The following is a 17,091-nucleotide window of genomic DNA, read 5'->3' as shown; positions in this document are numbered from 1 at the left end:
TGGTCCGCTCCCGTTTTCGGGGGTGAGAGCGTCAGGCTCGCGGAGTCGCTCCATAAGGCGATGCTGTTGATCGCTTGGCGGCGCGGCGTCGGTCGGCTGGTTCGGCCACTGGCGAGCGCCAGCCGCTATACCTCTTCGTGCCCCGAGCCGGTACTTGATCGAGACTGGCGGAGCCGAGGCAGAGCTGCGTAAGTTGTTCGAATCGGTGGCTCCCGTGAAGTAGTGCTTCGACCTGCCATTTCGAATGGACCCAGTCAGACATGGCGTTGAGGCCGTTTCCCCCTTGGTCGAGGGGAAGTATAGATCGGGCCGCTTCTAGTGGTTGATCTGCCGTCAGAATTGGTTCGGACATGAGAATGGCGGCCTCAAGTAGGCGACGATCGGCAGGTAGGCGCGCGACAGTTGAGATGAGCGATTGCCAGCCGTCTCTCTCATTTGCGATCGAAAATCGCTCGTATGCTGTTTTTGCTGATTCCGAGATGTGCGGGATGCTGGCGAGAGAGCCGCGGGCGAGCGTCATCAACAGGATGTTGTAGAGGTCATCAGCTGTCGCTGAATTCAGACTTGTTCGCTCCCTCTTGCGGCGAGTGATCTCTATCAATTTCGCCTGCGCCGAGATCAGTTCTCTATGCCGCACCCGCGACGATGGCAGGCTATGGAGGGGGCGTCCGCATCCCATGGGGTCCAGGCTGTGACAGATCCAGTCGCCTCTAGTGGAAGCGGGTGTCTTGACGGGGGCGCCACACTTGCACGAGTCGACGAGATAGCGGATATGCATCTGGCAGGCGATAACCCATGGGAGGTGCCAAACCAGGGGCCATCGGGATGGCCTTTCCCTCAGGTATTCTGGGCAAATGCGAACGTGTTGCGACATTATGAAGTTGTAGCGCCACATGCTTCTGGAGCCATCTGCAAGCTCCAATGACGGTATGCCGGAATATAGGTGATTGAATGTCATGTCAATGATGCGCGACACGTGAAGGCCGGTTGAATTCCGTATGGCGACAACCTGCCTCGGCGAGACTTTACGCGGCCATCTACCCGTCTGGAAGAGATTGAACGGATGTGAGCCGAATCCGATGATGGCTGGGATGCGCCAAATCGGAATGTCGAGATTGTTTGATAGTGTCAAGATCCAGCTAGCGAGGGACTCGCTGGAAAAAGGGGGGGCACACGGCAGTCGCCGCATGACGTACCGCGGCCCCAGGGCTGTGGCTGCTGACGACATGGTCGTGGTACCCCCTGTTGATCGCCTGGTGTTCCGGCGTCTGTCGAACCCGCAGTCCTTGACCGTGCGAGTGTGACGACCGGTGACCCGGATGAAGTCGGCTGTGGTCCTCTCCCTCGTGCGAGGTGAGCGCGATGGTGCCAAGTCCGTTGCCTGACGCGGCCGGTCCATACCTCATACGAGGTCTGCCCAACGGCGGCATCTCTCCGCGCGTTGGCGCGCCCGGCGGTTGCGGACACCTGACCAAGGCGTCATGTCCCCTGATCGTGCTGACCCAGTTTGCGGAGGTGCGGGGAAGGCGCGACTGAACGATCGTCTGCGCAACTGAACGACTGGCTGAACGATTGAGTGCGCGACTGAACGATCTGCCGTCGTTCGACAATTTCAGCGGCCGGGTATCGGAAGGGGTTGTCGAACGACAGTTACCGATATATCGTCGAGTTATCGAGATGCTTCACCGATGGAGCGTCCGACAGCCATGGGGAGTGGATCATGCGTTACGACAAGCGTCACGGCGGGGAGAGTCGGCGCCGCTGGGCCGAAGGGGCGCGGCGGGCCGGGGAGGGCGAGGAGTTCGAGGTGCGGGCCGCGTTCGGGCCGTTCGGGGCGCCGGGGCGGCCGATGCCGCCGTTCGGTCCGGGGTTCGGGCCGCGCGGGCGCGGCTTCGGCGGCCACGGGACGCGCGGGCACGGCGGCCGGCGCGGCGGGCGGGCCCGGCGGGGCGATGTGCGGGCCTCGCTGCTCGCGCTGCTGCGGGAGCGGCCGATGCACGGCTACGAGATGATCACCGAGATCGGCGAGCGGACCGGCGGAGTCTGGCGGCCCAGCCCGGGTTCGGTGTACCCGACGCTCCAGTTGCTGGAGGAGGAGGGGCTGATCAAGGCCAACGAGGAGTCCGGCAAGAAGCTGTTCGAGCTGACCGAGCAGGGCCGGGCCGAGGCCGAGCAGGGCCCCGAGTCCCCGTGGGACGAGGCCGGCCGGCAGGGCGACTGGGAGGCCGTGCAGGAGGTCGGCGCCGCGCTCGCGGCGGTGGACCACGCGGTGCGCCAGGTCATGATGACCGGCACCGAGGAGCAGCGCGCCAAGGGCCTGGCCGTGCTGGCCGAGACGAAGAAGAAGCTGTACCTGATCCTGGCCGAAGAGGCCTGAGAGCGATCGGCGGGCGTCAGCCGCTGGCGGCCTCGTCGTACTCGTAGCGCCAGCGGAACCGGCCCTTGGCGTTGTACTCCTTGGCACGCCGGTAGACCAGCGTGACCGCCGGGGTGTCCCCGTGCGCGGGGACGGGCACCCGGTAGACCTTCGGGACGGACTGCAGCGGGCTCAGCAGGATCGGCAGCACCCTGCCGTCCAGCGGGCCGCCGAGGAATGCGGTGTCGGCGCTTCTCACCGCTCCAGGGTAGGGCGACGGGCGGGATGTCCGGTGCGGGCGGGTGTGTCCGCCGCGGCGGCGGAAGGTGTGACGGGGACGGCACCGCCAACGGTCATTCGGAGGGCTCCGGGACCCTTATCCTGCTACGTACGCCCCCGGGGGTTGCCCCGGGTCCGCGGGCCCGTACGGGCCGGGTGGGGCGCGCCGAGGTGCGCCCGCCCGCCGAGCGAGACTCTCGTACTCCGTACCCGCCCCCGGAACGTCGGCCGGCCGGAGAACCCGGCCCCGGTCGACGACAGACGCCCCCGCGCGTGGTGCACCGATGAGGGAAGCAGCGAGCGGCTCCGTGTGTTGGCGTCGTTTGTTGCGTAGGTGGTCGTGCCGTACCAGGCGCGGCAGCTCAGCGGGTGCGGAAGGGGCCAGATGGAAGCCAGCAGCAGGTGGACGTCCTGGTGGCGGCGGGACCGGAAGCAGGACGACCCGGGCGCCGAAGAGGACACGGCTGCGAAGCTGGATCTGCTGCTGGGGGCGGTCCGGTCGGGGTTCCCGGTGGCGCCGGCGGCGCACCCGGAGGGGTACCGGTGTTCGTGCGACCGGGTCGGCTGTCCGGCCCCGGCCCAGCATCCGGTCTCCTTCGCCTGGCAGTCCCAGGCCACCACCGACGCCGAGCAGTTGGCGCACTGGCTGACCCGCGACCCGGAGGCGAACTTCGTCACCGCGACGGGCCGCGCGCACGACGTGCTCGACGTGCCGGCCGAGGCCGGGGTGCTGGCGCTGCGGCGGCTGGACGCGCTCGGCGTGGGCGGCCCGGTGGCGGCGGTCGGCAACGACCGGTACCTGTTCTTCACCGCGACCCGCGGCACCCCGCAGGACGAGGACGAGTGGTGGCCCAGCGCGCTGGACTCCACCCCCGAGACGGTCTCCGAGCACCCCGGGCTGCGCTGGCACTGCCGCGGCTCGTACACCCTGGTCCCGCCGGCCGCGCTGACCGACGGCTCCCGGGTGCGCTGGCTGCGCGGCCCCGACCAGCAGCTGCCGGACCCGCTGCGGGTGCTGGACGTGCTGACCGACGCGTGCACCGAGGTCGGCGCCGTCGCCGAGGAGCAGTGGCTGATCGGCTGAGCCGGGGCAGGTCCAGGAGCAGGAGCAGGAACGACGGAGCGGCCCGTTCCCCCGGGTGGGGTGGCGGGCCGCTCCGGCGTACCGGGAAGGTCAGGGCAGGGTGAGGATCTCCGCGCCGTCGGCGGTGACCACCAGGGTGTGCTCGAACTGGGCGGTGCGCTTGCGGTCCTTGGTGACGACCGTCCAGCCGTCCGGCCAGATGTCGTAGTCGTAGCTGCCCAGGGTGAGCATCGGCTCGATGGTGAAGGTCATGCCCGGCTTGATCACCTGGGTGGCCCGCTCGCTGTCGTAGTGCGGGATGATCAGGCCGGAGTGGAACGAGGTGTTGATGCCGTGGCCGGTGAAGTCGCGGACCACGCCGTAGCCGAAGCGCTTGGCGTAGGACTCGATGACCCGCCCGATCACGTTGATCTGCCGGCCCGGCTTGACCGCCTTGATCGCCCGGTCGAGGGACTCCCGGGTGCGCTCCACCAGCAGCCGGGACTCCTCGTCCACGTCGCCGCACAGGTAGGTGGCGTTCAGGTCGCCGTGCACCCCGTGGATGTACGCGGTGGCGTCGATGTTGACGATGTCGCCGTCCTGCAGCACGGTCGAGTCCGGGATGCCGTGGCAGATCACCTCGTTGATCGAGGTGCAGACCGACTTCGGGAAGCCCCGGTAGCCGAGGTCGGACGGGTACGCGCCGTGGTCGCACATGTACTCGTGCGCGACGGCGTCGAGCGCGTCGGTGGTGACACCGGGGGCGATCAGCTTCGCGGCCTCTGCCATCGCCTGCGCCGCGATCCGGCCGGCGATCCGCATCTTCTCGACGGTCTCCGCGGTCTGCACCTCGGGGCCGGTGTACGGGGTCGGCGCGGGCTTGCCGACGTACTCCGGGCGCGCGATGTGCGCGGGGACCTTGCGGGTGGGGGACTGCGTGCCGGGTACCAGAGCCATGACCGCGAGTGTATCGGCCGCCATCCGCCCGCCCCGGGCCGTGTGCGCGGCCGGGCCACCGGGAATGATCACTGCTGACCGCCGCGGCCCTCGCCGCGGGGCCCACCAGGACGGGAGACGAGACGATGGTGTTCGGCCGCAGCAAGCCCACCGGGCAGCCGGGGGAGTGGTTCTACTGCATCAAGCACGGCAAGGTCGAGGAAGGCCCGGAGTGCCCCGCGAAGGACCGGCTCGGCCCCTACGCCAGCCGCGAGGAGGCCGCGCGCGCCCTGGAGACCGCCGCCGAGCGCAACCAGGAGTGGAAGCAGGACCCGCGCTGGAACGACGAGGACGAGCCGCGCACCGAAGGCTGACGGAGGCTCAGGACACGCCCTCGGAGACGCCCGCCGCCTTCGCCGCTTCCGCCGCCTGCCGCTCGTGCTGGGCCCGCACCGCCAGCGCGTGCGGGTCGGTGCGGGAGTCCCAGGCCAGCAGCTTGGGGATGGACGCCGTCAGCGCCAGCACGCCCAGCACGCACATCACGCCGCCGGTCCAGATCGAGGCCCGCGTCCCGATCATCGCGGCCATGCCGCCGGCCCGGACCTGGCCCAGCTGCGGGCCGACCGAGTACGACAGCACCTCCACCCCGGCGAGGCGGCCGCGCAGCTCGTCGGGGATGGACTGGTTCCAGATCGTCGACCGGGCCACCCCGCTGATGTCGTCGGCGGCGCCCGCCAGCGCCAGGCACACCAGCACCAGCCAGATGTTTCCGGCGAGGCCCGCCAGCGCCATCGACGCGCCCCAGCCGAGCGCCGCGAACAGCAGCATCCGGCCGTGCCGGTGGACGCGCGACATCCAGCCGCTGGTCGCCGACACCACCAGCGCGCCGGCCGCCATCGCCGAGTACAGCAGGCCCAGCGCCCACTCCGCATCCAGCGACGAGGCCAGGAACGGGAACACCGCGACGGGGAAGGCGAACAGCATCGCCACCGTGTCGATCGCGTAGGTGCCCAGCAGGTCCTTGCGGCTCCACGCGTAGCTCAGGCCCTGCCCGATGCTGCGCAGCGACGGGCGGTCGGCGCTCTCGGCGGGCGGCACCGGGCGCATCCGGACGATCAGCGTCAGCGAGACCAGGAAGGTCGTCAAGTCCAGCGCGTAGGCGACGCGCGCCCCCGCGAGCGTGACGATCACACCCGCCAGCGGCGGGCCGGCCACCGAAGCGACGTTGCGGTACAGCGAGTTGAGGGCGAACGCGGCGGGCAGCTGATCGTGCCCGACCACCCGCGGGATCATCGAGTCCAGCGCCGGACGCTGCATGCCGTCCAGTGCTGCCGTCAGCGCCGCCACCAGGTAGATCGGCCACAGCAGCGGATGCGGCAGCAGTGCGTTGGCAAGCATCAGCGCGGCCAGCAGCGCCAGGCCCGCCTCGGTGAGCAGCACCAGGCGGCGGCGGTCCAGCGCGTCCGCCAGCGCGCCGCCCCACAGGCCGAACACCACCAGCGGCACCAGCTCGAACGCGCCGACCAGGCCGACCGCGAGGGTCGAGTCGGTCAGCTGCTTGATCTGGATCGGCACCGCGACGTACGTGAGGAAGCTGCCGAAGCCGGTGATGCAGCCCGACGTCCAGAGCAGCCGGAAATCCCGGGAGGAGCGCCAGGGCGTCAGATCCGGGGCGAGCTTGCGGAAGAAACGGGCAGCAGACGTCACATGGTCAGATGCTGCGGTAGGCGGACGGAACGGGGCAACTGCTTTTCTGTCGGGCCGTCACCAGCGCAGCACCGGCGAGGCGGTCAGCCGCTCCGCCAGCCGGGCCAGCCGCGAGCGCGGCGGCACCGTCGAGGTGGCCGAGCTGACCAGGTGCTGGACCAGTTCGAACGGTTCGGGTTCGGCGTCCGGCACCGTCAGCCGCTCGTGCGCCAGCGCCGTCAGCTCGGGGTCGCCGCCGTCCAGGGCGAGCAGCACCGCGCCGGCCCGGCGGGCACCGTCGAGGCGCTCCAGCAGGGGCTCGTCGGCGGGCGCGGGGGCGATCAGCAGCACCGTTGCGCCGGTGCGTGCCTCCTCGAGCCGGGGCAGCCCGCACGCCAGATGGTTCGGCGCGCCCGTCGGCACGGTGTGCCGCAGCAGGGTCGGGACCAGCTCGGGAACCCCGCTGTACGCGGCCTCGTCGCTCAGGTGCGCGGCCAGGTGCCACGGCTCGTAGTGGGGGGTGCCGACCAGCAGCAGGCCGGTGGCGCGGCGCCGGGTGACCGAGCCGCGCAGTGCGGAGGCGAAGACGCCCGCCCGCTCGGGCCAGCCGGTGCCGGACAGTGACTGCCGGAGTGCGGAAACTCTCACCGCGTCCATGCGCGACAGCATGCTGCCCGGGCAGGCCGTTTGGCAGGATCTTCCGCATGACGCAACCCGATTCAGTGAACGCGACGGCCGGACCGGGCCGACAGCTGCCGGACGTCTCCGAGCTCGTGGTGGGAGTCCTCGGCGGCACCGGTGACCAGGGCCGCGGCCTCGCCTACCGGCTCGCCAAGGCCGGTCAGCAGGTGATCATCGGCTCCCGCAGCGCCGAGCGCGCCGAGGACTGCGCCTCGCAGCTCGGCCTGGGCATCCGTGGCACCGACAACGCGCGGTGCGCCCGGGAGAGCGACGTGGTGATCGTCGCGGTGCCGTGGGACGGCCACGCCGAGACGCTCACCTCGCTGCGCGCCGAACTCGCCGGGAAGATCGTGGTGGACTGCGTCAACCCGCTGGGCTTCGACAAGCAGGGCGCCTACGCGCTCCAGGTCCCCGAGGGTTCCGCCGCCCAGCAGGCCGCCGCGCTGCTGCCGGACTCCACCGTCACCGCCGCCTTCCACCACCTGTCGGCGGTGCTGCTGCAGGACGAAACGGTGGAGTCGATCGACACCGACGTGATGGTGCTCGGCGAGGACCGCGCCGCCACCGAGACCGTGCAGGCCCTGGCCGGCCGGATCCCCGGCATGCGCGGCATCTTCGCCGGGCGGCTGCGCAACGCCCACCAGGTGGAGGCGCTGGTGGCCAACCTGATCTCGGTCAACCGCCGCTACAAGGCGCACGCGGGCCTGCGGATCACCGACGTCTGAGCCGACGTCTGAGCCGGGCGCGCCGCGGTGTGACCCACGCCGCGGCGCGCACCGGCCACCCCCGGCCGGTGCGGGCTGTTCGGTCGGCGAGAATGGCGGAGCCACACCGCCCGCCCGAGGAGTCCCGCCATGCCCCGCAACGCCCTGTACGCCACGATCGTCCTGGCCCTGGCCGTGACCGCCGCGGTGGTCTCGTTCGTCGAGGGCAACTGGCTCGGCGTGGTGTGGGTGCTGATGGCCGGCGTGGCCAGCAACATCGCCTGGTACTACCTGCGCAAGGACCGCGCCGAGCGCCGCGCCGCCGTCGAACAGGGCTGAGCTAGACCCAGAAGGTGAACATGTCGTAGCCCAGGCTCACGTACCCGTGCCGCACGCCGAACAGGTCGAAGACCCACGCCGTCCCCTGCTGCAGCCACACCCTGGCCTCGCTCTGCCACACCAGCAGGAACAGCAACATCATGCCGTAGGGCGCGTAGGGGGCGATCGCCCGCCGGGTCTTGTATGACAGCCAGGGCTCGATGATGCCGTAGCCGTCCAGGCCGGGCACCGGCAGCAGGTTGAGGATCGCCGCAGTGACCTGGAGGTAGCCGAGGAAGGCCAGCGCGGCCGGCAGCGGTGAGACGCTGTACAGCGTGTCACCGATGGCGGCCGGCACGTCCGGGTTGTCGAACCAGCCCTGGCTGACCAGTACCAGCGTCACCACGCCGAACACCACGTTCACCAGCGGGCCGGCCGCCGAGATCAGGCTGTGCTTGAGGCGGCCGGAGATCCGGTCCCGCTCGATGTAGACCGCGCCGCCCGGCAGACCGATGCCGCCCATGATCACGAAGATCACCGGCAGCACGAAACTCAGCACCACGTGCCCGTACTTCAGCGGGTTCAGCGTCAGGTAGCCCTTGGTGCCGACCGTGATGTCACCGCCCGCCAGCGCCGTGCGCGCGTGCGCGTACTCGTGCAGGCAGAGCGACACCATCCAGCCCGCCACCACGAACAGGAACACGCCCAGCCGGGCGTTGCCCCAGCCGGTGGCCAGCGCGAAGCCGGAGGCGACGAAGGTGCCGGCCAGCGCCAGGAAGATCGGGCTGACCCGGCTCTCCGCGCTGCGCTGGCCGGTGCTGGCGTAGGTCATGACGAGAAGGCTCCGGAACATGGGGGTCGGGCGGACGTCCGATGATGCCGGGCACCGGGCGCACCCGACAAGCGGCCATGGATGAACGGACGGCGGCAGCCGTGCGTTCCGTACGGGTGTGCGCCCGGGGCGTCGGACGCGTCCCGCAGAATGGGCGGGTGCATTACGGCATCCTCGGCACCACCACCGCCCACCACGACGACGGCACGGCGATCGCGCTCGGCGGCGCCCGGCTGCGCGCCCTGCTCGCCGCGCTCGCGCTGCGCCAAGGCCGGCCCGTCCCGGCCGAGTTGCTCGCCGACGAGGTGTGGGCGGAGGAATCGCCGCAGGACGCCGCCGCCGCACTGCAGACGCTGGTCGGCCGGCTGCGCCGCACCGTCGGCCGGGACGAGATCGGCTCCGGGCCGGCCGGCTACTGGCTGACCGGCCCGCACACCGACGTCGCCGAATTCCAGCGGCTGGCCGCCGACGGCGTCCGCGCCCTCGCCGACGGCGACCCGGCGGCCGCCGCCGACCGGCTCACCGCCGCGCTCGCCCTGTGGCGCGGCCCCGCGCTCGCCGACCTGCCCGACCGCACCGCCCCCGCCGCCCGCCTGGAGGCCCAGCGCGAGGACGCCCGCCGACACCGGCTGACCGCCCAACTGGCCCTCGGCCGGGCCGCCGAGGTCACCGCCGAACTCGCCGAACTCTGCCGGGACCACCCGCTGGACGAGCAGCTCCAGGCCCTCCAGCTGCGCGCCCTGCGCGCGGCCGGCCGCACCGCCGAGGCGCTCTCCCGCTACGAGGAGATCCGCCACACCCTCGCCGACCGGCTCGGCACCGACCCCGGCCCCGAACTGCGCGCCCTGCACCGCGAGTTGCTCACCACCGCGCCCGAAACCGCTCCCGCTGCGCCGACCACTGCCGCCGGCAACCTGCGCCCCGGCCGCACCAGCTTCGTCGGCCGCGAGGGCGAACTCGCCACCGTGGCAGGCGCGTTGACCGCCGGCCGGCTGACCACACTGACCGGCCCCGGCGGCTCCGGCAAGACCCGGCTGTCCGTCGAGGCCGGCCGCCGCGAACAGGGCACCGCCAACTGGCCCGGCGGCGTCTGGCAGGTCGAACTCGCCCCACTGGACGACCCCGCCGCCGTCCCCGCCGCGGTCGCCGCCGCGCTCGGCCTGCGCGAGACCGTGCTGCACACCGGCGGCACCGTCGCCGAGGTGATCGAGGGCGGCCGCAAGGACCCGGTGAGCCGGGTCGTCGACCACCTCGGCCGCCGGCGCCTGCTGCTGCTGCTCGACAACTGCGAACACGTCGTCCAGGCCGCCGCCGACCTCGCCGACCGGCTGCTCGCCGACTGCCCGGGCATCACCGTCCTCGCCACCAGCCGCGAACCGCTCGGCGTCCCCGGCGAGACCGTGCTGCCCGTCGAACCGCTGCCCGACCCGTCCGCGCTGCGGCTGCTCGCCGACCGCGGCGCCGCCGCCCGCCCCGGCTTCCGCACCGACCAGGACCCGGAGGCCTGCGCCGAACTCTGCCGCCGCCTGGACGGCCTGCCGCTGGCCATCGAACTCGCCGCCGCCCGGCTGCGCGGACTCACCCCCCGCCAGCTCGCCGACCGGCTGGACTCCAGGTTCGCGCTGCTCACCGCCGGCTCCCGCACCCTGCTGCCCCGCCAGCAGACCCTGCGCGCCGTCGTCGACTGGTCCTGGGACCTGCTCGGCCCGCGCGAACGCGCCGTGCTGCGACGGCTGTCGGTGTTCGCCGGCGGCTGCACCCTGGAGGCCGCCGAGGCCGTGCTCGCGGACGCCGAGGTGCCCCGGGTGGAGGTCGCCGACCTGCTGCTGTCGCTGGTCGACAAGTCCCTGCTGGTGGCCGGGCTCGGCGAACAGCCGCGCTACTGGATGCTGGAGACCATCCACGAGTACGCGGCCGAACGCCTTGCCGAGGCCGCCGAACCCGAGGTCGCCCACCGCCACACCAGGCACTACCGGGAAGTCGCCCGGACCGCCGCCCTCCGCCTGCGCGGCCCCGGCCAGCTCGACGAGCTCGCCCGGCTGGACCGCGAGCAGGAGAACGTCCGGGCCGCGCTGCGCCGCGCCGTCGACGCCGAGCAGGAACAGGAGGCCCTGGTGCTGGCGCTGTCGATGGCCGGCTACTGGGCGCTGCGCGACTACCGCGCCGAGTCCCGCGGCTGGTTCGACGCGGTCACCGCGTTCGCCCCCGACCCGTTCGCCGACGACGCCCCGCCGCCCGTCCCGCTCACCGCCGGCCCGCTCGACCAGCCGCCGCCGCTGCCGCCCGAGCAGCTCCAGGAGGGCCGCCGCCAGCTCGGTCTGCACCGGCTGATCGGCATGTTCTCCGGCGACCTGGGGATGCTCGACGACCCCCACGCGCTGAACATCGCCCGCCGGGTGCTGGACGTCTACACCCCCGACCTGCCGCAGGGCTACCGGGTGCCGGCGCTCAGCCGGGTGTTCGCGGTCTTCCTCACCGGCGAGATGGACCGCACCCGGGAGGTACTGGACGACGCGGTGGCCGGCGCCCGCCGCCACGGCGCCCCCGGCGACCTGGCCTACGCCCTGCAGCTGCGCGCCCGGCTGCTCAACGACCTGGCCGGCGGCCTGCCGCAGGCGATCGCCGACAGCGAGGAGGCGCTCGCCCTGTACACCGCGCAGGGCGACCTGTGGGGCAGCTCCGACGCGCTGGCCGCGAAGGCCGAGAACGCCACCAAGTCCGGTGACAGCGCACTCGCCGAACGGGCCTTCCGTGAGGCGATCGAGCTGGCCGTCCGGCTCGACGCCCGCCAGGAGGTGCCGCTGCTGCGCGCCCGGCTCGGCGAGGTGATCGCCGAGTCGGACCCGGAGGCCGGCGAGCGAATGGTCCGCGACGCCATCGCCGAGGCCGCCGTGGACGTCCGGGACGCCGACGGCGCGCGGCTGTACGGCCGGCTGGTGCTGTGCAACCTGTGCGTGCAGCGCGGCCAGTACGCCGAGGCGCTGGCCGCGCTGGACGAACTGGCCTCCGAAGCACCCACCCGCGGCCCGCTGCCGTGGGTGTTCTCCGGCATCGTCACCTGCATCCGGGGCTGGGTGACGGCCCGCGCGGGCGACCCGCGCACCGGCCTGGCGATGATCCGCCAGGGCCGCCGCGCGATGGCCGAGGTGGAGGGCCGGGCCACCGTCTTCGTCGAGCACATGGCGATGATGCTGATGATCCCGCTGGCCGCCGTCCTCGCCGAACTCGCCCGGCAGGAAGGCGAGTTGGCCGCCGCCCGGCGCGGTGCGGAACTGGTCGGCGCGCACGACGGCCTCAGCGGCGCCTCCGGCTCCTTCATGGAACGCGCCGAACGCGTCCGCTGCGAGGGCCTGCTGCGCGAACTGCTCGGCGAGGAGGAGTTTTTGGCGGCGCGCCGGCGGGGCGGACGCCTCACCCTGCGCGAGGCGTCCGCCCTGCTGAACGATCCCGGGGCGTTCTGAGTGCCCCGCCGACCGGCGCTCAGGTGCGCTTGCGGAAGCGGGCCACCGCCAGCGGCGCCGTCACCACGGTGATCGCCGCCGACCAGATCAGCACCGTCACCGCCGAGTTGCCGACCGGCGTGTCGTTGATCAGCGCCCGGCAGGCGTCCGCCAGCGCGGACAGCGGGTTGTGCTTGGTGAACGCCTGCAGCCAGCCCGGCATGGTGGCGGGATCGGCGAAGATCGAACTGCCGAACTGCAACGGCATCACCACGATCATGGCCATGCCCTGCACCGCCTGGGCGCTGCGCAGCGCCATGCCCAGCAGCATCGACACCCACATCAGCGAGGCGCCGAACACCAGCGAGAGGCCGACCGCGGCCAGCAGGTTCAGCGGGCCGCCCTTGATGTCCATGCCGAGGATCATCGCGAAGCCGATCAGCACCGCGAAGGCGACGACCGCCCGCAGCGTCTCCGCGATCATCTTCGACAGCAGCACCGCCGAACGCCCGATCGGCAGGGTGCGGAAACGGTCCATCACACCGGTCTGGAAGTCCGTGTTCAGGCCGGTGCCCAGCGCCATCGCGAGGTTCAGGCCGGTGGTGCCGAGCAGGCCGGGCACCATGTACTGCATGTACTCGTGCTGATTGGAGGCCATCGCGCCGCCGAACACGTAGACGAACAGCAGGATCATGATGACCGGTACCAGCAGGGCGTCCAGCATGGACTCCGGGTCGGCCTTGATCCGCATCAGGTTCCGGCGGGTCAGCGCACCCAGGTGGCGCAGGTTCGAACGCAGGCCGATCCGGGTGTCGTCGGCGGACCGCACGGACGCGGCGGCCGGGGCGGGGCTCAGGGTGGCGGTGCTCATGCGACGGGCTCCTTGTCACGGGCCGGGGCGGGGACGGACGGCTTGCCGGTGATGGACAGGAAGACCTCGTCCAGGCTCGGCAGCTTGGTGTCGATACCGGCGATCCCGAACCCTCGGGTGCCCAACACGCCTATCACTGTGGTCAGTTGGCCCTCGTCGATGAGGTGCACCGCGAGCAGGCCGGAGTCTTCGGAGAAGGCCGCCGGGATCCCGGCATCCCGCAGAACACGGGCCATCTCCGGCAGCTCCGCCGGCCGCAGCGGGCGCACCTGCAGGCTCTGACCGCCGACCTGGGTCTTCAGCTCCTGGATGCCGCCACTGGCGATCACCCGGCCCTTGTCGATCACGGTCAGCGCGTCGGCGAGCTGCTCCGCCTCCTCCATGTACTGGGTGGTCAGCAGCACCGTCGACCCCTCACCGACCATCCGCTGCACCTCGTCCCACACCTCGTTGCGGGTCCGCGGATCCAGGCCGGTGGTGGGCTCGTCCAGGTACAGCACCTTCGGGCGGCCGATCATCGACGCCGCGAGGTCGAGGCGGCGTCGCATCCCACCCGAATAGCCCTTCGCCGGGCGCTTGGCGGCCTCCGTGAGCGAGAACCGCTCCAGCAGCTCGGCCGCCCGGGCCTTGGCGTCCTTGGCGGACAGATCCAGCAGGCGCCCGATCAGGTACAGGTTCTCGTAGCCCGACAGCAGCTCGTCCACCGACGCGTACTGGCCGGTCAGCCCGATCGTCCGCCGCAGCTGCTTCGGCTGCCGCAACACGTCGAACCCGCCCACGAACGCCGTGCCCGCGTCCGGCTTGATCAACGTCGACAGCACCCGCACCAGCGTGGTCTTCCCGGCCCCGTTCGGCCCGAGCAGCCCCAGCACCGTCCCCTCACGCACCGTCAGATCGACCCCGTCCAGGGCCTTCGTCTCCCCGTAGTGCTTCACAATGCCGTGGACCTCCACGGCGTTCCCCGTGTTTCGTGTCATGGGAACACCGTGCCGGGGCCGGCTGTCACGGGGCTGTCAGCCCGCTGTCAGGCAGACGGTTGCGATGACAGGGGCGTGGGGAACTGCGCGACAGGCGCAAAGCCCGTCCGCAAGGTCGCGATCAAGTGCAAGTCATTGTCCTGCGTCGCGATCTTGCGGTCGGGTCCTTCCGCTGCGCGCAGTTCTCCCCCAGCCCCAGGGGGCTGGGAGGTGCCCCCACGCGCCCCTGGCTTGCCTTACTGGAAGCTGTGCTCCGGGCCCGGGAAGGTGCCTTCGCGGACGTCCGAGGCGAACTCGCTCGCCGCCTGCGCCAGCGTCGCGCGCAGGTTGGCGTACTGCTTGACGAACTTGGGGACGCGGCCGGCCGTCATGCCGGCGAAGTCGGTCCAGACGAGGACCTGGGCGTCGGTGCCGGGGCCGCCGCCGATGCCGACGGTCGGGATCGCGGAGTGGGTGGTGACCTCGGCGGCGAGTTCGGCGGGGACGGCTTCGAGGACGACGGAGAACGCGCCGGCCTGCTGGACGGCCTTCGCGTCGCGGAGCAGCTGGTGGGCGGCCTCGTCGCCGCGGCCCTGGACGGGGTAGCCGCCATAGGCGTGCACGGACTGGGGGGTGAGGCCGATGTGGGCCATCACGGGGATGCCGGCCTCGACGAGGAGTTCGATGGTGCGGGCGCTGCGTTCGCCGCCTTCGAGCTTGACGGCGTGGACGCCGGCCTCCTTCATCAGGCGGGCCGCGTTGTGCATGGCCTGGGCGGGGGACTCCTGGTAGGAGCCGAAGGGCAGGTCGGCGACGATCAGGGCGCGCTGGGTGCCGCGGACGACGGCGGCGGAGAGCATCACCATCTGGTCCATGGTCACCGGCACGGTGGTCTCGTAGCCGAGGTGGCAGTTGCCGGCGGAGTCGCCGACGAGCAGGACGGGGATGCCGGCTTCGTCGAAGACGCCGGCGGTGAGGGCGTCGTAGGCGGTGAGCATGGCCCACCGTTCGCCGTTGCGCTTGGCCTTGGCGAGGTCCCGGACGGTGACCCGCCGGTTGGTGACCCCGCCGTAGAGGGTGGCGGGCGCGTCCTGCGGCTGGGCAGGCTGAAGCGGAGAGGCGTTCATCGAACAGACTCCTGGTGTGTGTCGTCTCGTGGCGCCGTGCGGCGTCCCCGGATCTGGCTCCATGCTTGCATGCCACGCGCCGTCAGCAAAGGGGCGGGAGTCCTGCCGTCCCCGGCCGTTCGGAGGGGTTCTTGGGGAGGTCTTTGCCGTACGGTGTCCCGACCGTTACGATACGGGACCGTCTCGTATCGAATAGGCGGCTAGTCTGCTCGTATGACCTCGCCGACCGCGCCGCCGGCACCTCGGGTGCCGGAAGCCGTACACCGCCGACGCTGGTGGATCCTGGGCACCCTGGTGCTCGCCCTGCTCGTCGTCGTGCTCGACAATTCGATCCTCAACGTGGCGATGAAGACCATCGCCACCCCCGCCCCGGTGGGCCTCGGCGCGAGCCAGAGCGACCTGGAATGGGCGATCAACTCCTACACGCTGGTCTTCGCCGGCCTGCTGTTCACCGCCGGCCTGCTGGGCGACCGGTTCGGCCGGAAGTGGACCCTGCTGTCCGGCATGGTGGTCTTCGGCCTCGGCTCGCTGCTGTCCGCGTTCGCCGCCGGCCCGGGCGAACTCATCGGCTACCGCGCGGTGATGGGCCTCGGCGGCGCGTTCGTGATGCCGGCGACGCTGGCCATCATCATGAACGTCTTCGAGCGGCACGAGCAGCCCAAGGCGATCGGCATCTGGGCCGGCGCGGTGGGCCTGGCGATCGCCATCGGCCCGATCACCGGCGGCCTGCTGATCGAGCACTTCTGGTGGGGCTCGGTGTTCCTGGTGAACGTCCCCATCGTGATCCTCGCGCTCGGCCTGATGGGCTGGCTGGTCCCGGACTCCAAGGACCCCAACCCGGGCAAGCTCGACCCGGTCGGCGTGCTGCTCTCGGTGATCGGCCTGGTGGCGCTGATCTACGGCATCATCAAGGGCGGCGAACTCGCCGACTTCACCGCCCCCGAGGCGTGGGTGCCGACCCTGATCGGCGTGGTCGCGCTGGCCGCGTTCGTGCTGTTCGAGAAGCGCACCAGCCACCCCGCGCTGGACGTCACCTGGTTCCGCAATAAGGTGTTCTCCGCGTCGATCAGCGTGGTCGGCATCGTGTTCTTCGCGCTGATGGGCGTCTCGTTCTTCGGCGTGTTCTACATCCAGAGCGTGCGCGGCTACAGCGCTCTGCAGGCCGGTGAGCTGATGCTGCCGCTGGCCGTCGCCCAGCTGATCTTCGCGCCCCGGGCCCGGCTGGTGGTCGACCGGATCGGCATCCGGCTGACCTGCGCCGGCGGCATGCTGCTGGTCACGGTCGGCTTCCTCGGCTACGCGTTCCTGACCGCGACCAGCCCGATCTGGCTGCTGATCGTGCTCGGCTTCGTGATGGGCACCGGCATGGCGCACGTGATGCCGCCGGTGACGGTCGCCATCATGGGCGCGCTGCCGCGCGAGAAGGCCGGCGCGGGCTCCGCGCTGAACAACACCTTCCGCCAGGTCGGCGGCTCGCTGGGCATCGCGGTGCTCGGCGCGATGCTGTCCACCGTGTACCGCAACGGCATGGAGGACCACCTCGGCACCGTGCCGGAGCAGCTCCGCGACCGGGCCGGCGAGTCGATCGAGTCCACCCTCGGGACGGCCGAGAAGCTGCACCTGCCGGGCCTGGTCGACCCGGCCAAGGACGCGTTCATCCACGCCATGCACGTGGTCTCCGCGGTCTCGGCCGGCGTCACCGTGCTCGGCGCGGTGCTCGCGATGGCGCTGCTGCCCGGCAAGCTCCCCGCCGCCCCCGGCGGCCCGGCCGGCCGGGCCGACGCGCAGGGCAAGGCGGACTCCGACGCGAGTCCAGCCAAGGTCTGATCGGCAGGGTGGAGA

General features: G+C 71.6%; 16 protein-coding genes. 7 read left to right on the top strand and 9 right to left on the bottom strand.

Features of this window, described 5'->3' with window-relative positions:
• Window positions 1-31: 31 nt before the first annotated feature.
• Window positions 32-1,189, bottom strand: coding sequence for a TniQ family protein (locus ACFYST_RS10530; RefSeq protein ID WP_387861574.1), 1,158 nt, complete (start codon window positions 1,187-1,189; stop codon window positions 32-34).
• Between the two features lie 531 nt (window positions 1,190-1,720).
• Between ACFYST_RS10530 and ACFYST_RS10525 the strand changes: the two genes are divergently transcribed.
• Window positions 1,721-2,377 carry a PadR family transcriptional regulator gene (locus ACFYST_RS10525; protein ID WP_387861289.1) on the top strand — a complete coding sequence of 219 codons (657 nt, stop codon included), beginning with the start codon at window positions 1,721-1,723 and terminating at the stop codon, window positions 2,375-2,377.
• Between the two features lie 16 nt (window positions 2,378-2,393).
• On the opposite strand, the gene ACFYST_RS10520 is transcribed toward ACFYST_RS10525, so the two are convergent.
• Complete coding sequence (locus ACFYST_RS10520; RefSeq protein ID WP_380481373.1) at window positions 2,394-2,615, bottom strand: hypothetical protein; 222 nt, start codon at window positions 2,613-2,615, stop codon at window positions 2,394-2,396.
• A gap of 405 nt (window positions 2,616-3,020) precedes the next feature.
• Between ACFYST_RS10520 and ACFYST_RS10515 the strand changes: the two genes are divergently transcribed.
• On the top strand, window positions 3,021-3,719 hold the full coding sequence (locus tag ACFYST_RS10515; RefSeq protein ID WP_387861288.1) for a bifunctional DNA primase/polymerase: 699 nt from the start codon (window positions 3,021-3,023) through the stop codon (window positions 3,717-3,719).
• 90 nt (window positions 3,720-3,809) lie between these two features.
• Here the strand turns inward: ACFYST_RS10515 and map are convergent, their stop codons facing one another.
• Window positions 3,810-4,655 carry a type I methionyl aminopeptidase gene (map, locus tag ACFYST_RS10510; RefSeq protein WP_387643407.1) on the bottom strand — a complete coding sequence of 282 codons (846 nt, stop codon included), beginning with the start codon at window positions 4,653-4,655 and terminating at the stop codon, window positions 3,810-3,812.
• 125 nt (window positions 4,656-4,780) lie between these two features.
• On the opposite strand from map, the gene ACFYST_RS10505 reads away from it, so the two are divergent.
• A complete protein-coding gene (locus ACFYST_RS10505; protein ID WP_387861287.1) occupies window positions 4,781-5,008 on the top strand; it encodes a hypothetical protein in 228 nt (75 codons plus the stop codon).
• Window positions 5,009-5,015: 7 nt separating this feature from the next.
• Here the strand turns inward: ACFYST_RS10505 and ACFYST_RS10500 are convergent, their stop codons facing one another.
• A complete protein-coding gene (locus ACFYST_RS10500; RefSeq protein ID WP_387643409.1) occupies window positions 5,016-6,341 on the bottom strand; it encodes an MFS transporter in 1,326 nt (441 codons plus the stop codon).
• Window positions 6,342-6,398: 57 nt separating this feature from the next.
• On the bottom strand, window positions 6,399-6,977 hold the full coding sequence (locus ACFYST_RS10495) for a hypothetical protein (RefSeq protein ID WP_387643411.1): 579 nt from the start codon (window positions 6,975-6,977) through the stop codon (window positions 6,399-6,401).
• 47 nt (window positions 6,978-7,024) lie between these two features.
• Here ACFYST_RS10495 and npdG point away from each other — a divergent pair, with 47 nt between their 5' ends.
• Together npdG and ACFYST_RS10485 are read left to right on the top strand one after the other, a co-directional pair.
• On the top strand, window positions 7,025-7,726 hold the full coding sequence (gene npdG, locus ACFYST_RS10490; protein WP_387643412.1) for an NADPH-dependent F420 reductase: 702 nt from the start codon (window positions 7,025-7,027) through the stop codon (window positions 7,724-7,726).
• A gap of 129 nt (window positions 7,727-7,855) precedes the next feature.
• Window positions 7,856-8,044 (top strand): hypothetical protein, encoded by a 189-nt coding sequence (locus ACFYST_RS10485; RefSeq protein ID WP_387861285.1) that lies wholly within the window; start codon window positions 7,856-7,858, stop codon window positions 8,042-8,044.
• Between the two features lies 1 nt (window position 8,045).
• Here the strand turns inward: ACFYST_RS10485 and ACFYST_RS10480 are convergent, their stop codons facing one another.
• Window positions 8,046-8,855, bottom strand: a complete 810-nt coding sequence (locus ACFYST_RS10480; protein WP_387861284.1) for a site-2 protease family protein — start codon at window positions 8,853-8,855, stop codon at window positions 8,046-8,048.
• 158 nt (window positions 8,856-9,013) lie between these two features.
• On the opposite strand from ACFYST_RS10480, the gene ACFYST_RS10475 reads away from it, so the two are divergent.
• Window positions 9,014-12,316, top strand: coding sequence for an ATP-binding protein (locus ACFYST_RS10475; protein WP_387861282.1), 3,303 nt, complete (start codon window positions 9,014-9,016; stop codon window positions 12,314-12,316).
• A 19-nt stretch (window positions 12,317-12,335) separates the two neighbouring features.
• Here ACFYST_RS10475 and ACFYST_RS10470 read toward each other — a convergent pair whose 3' ends face one another.
• The 3 genes from ACFYST_RS10470 to panB form a co-directional block, all read right to left on the bottom strand.
• Window positions 12,336-13,166: an ABC transporter permease gene (locus ACFYST_RS10470; protein WP_387861280.1), complete on the bottom strand. Its 831-nt coding sequence runs from the start codon at window positions 13,164-13,166 to the stop codon at window positions 12,336-12,338.
• Window positions 13,163-14,143: an ATP-binding cassette domain-containing protein gene (locus ACFYST_RS10465; protein WP_387861279.1), complete on the bottom strand. Its 981-nt coding sequence runs from the start codon at window positions 14,141-14,143 to the stop codon at window positions 13,163-13,165. The genes ACFYST_RS10470 and ACFYST_RS10465 overlap by 4 nt, the downstream gene beginning before the upstream one ends.
• 236 nt (window positions 14,144-14,379) lie before the next feature.
• Window positions 14,380-15,249, bottom strand: a complete 870-nt coding sequence (panB, locus tag ACFYST_RS10460; protein WP_387643424.1) for a 3-methyl-2-oxobutanoate hydroxymethyltransferase — start codon at window positions 15,247-15,249, stop codon at window positions 14,380-14,382.
• Between the two features lie 213 nt (window positions 15,250-15,462).
• Here panB and ACFYST_RS10455 point away from each other — a divergent pair, with 213 nt between their 5' ends.
• Window positions 15,463-17,076, top strand: coding sequence for an MFS transporter (locus tag ACFYST_RS10455; RefSeq protein ID WP_387861277.1), 1,614 nt, complete (start codon window positions 15,463-15,465; stop codon window positions 17,074-17,076).
• Window positions 17,077-17,091 lie beyond the last annotated feature (15 nt).

This window comes from Kitasatospora sp. NPDC004614 (genome assembly GCF_042873675.1).
GTDB lineage: Bacteria > Actinomycetota > Actinomycetes > Streptomycetales > Streptomycetaceae > Kitasatospora.
Note: the sequence above shows the minus strand (reverse complement) of the source record. Positions and strands in the feature narration are given on the sequence as shown.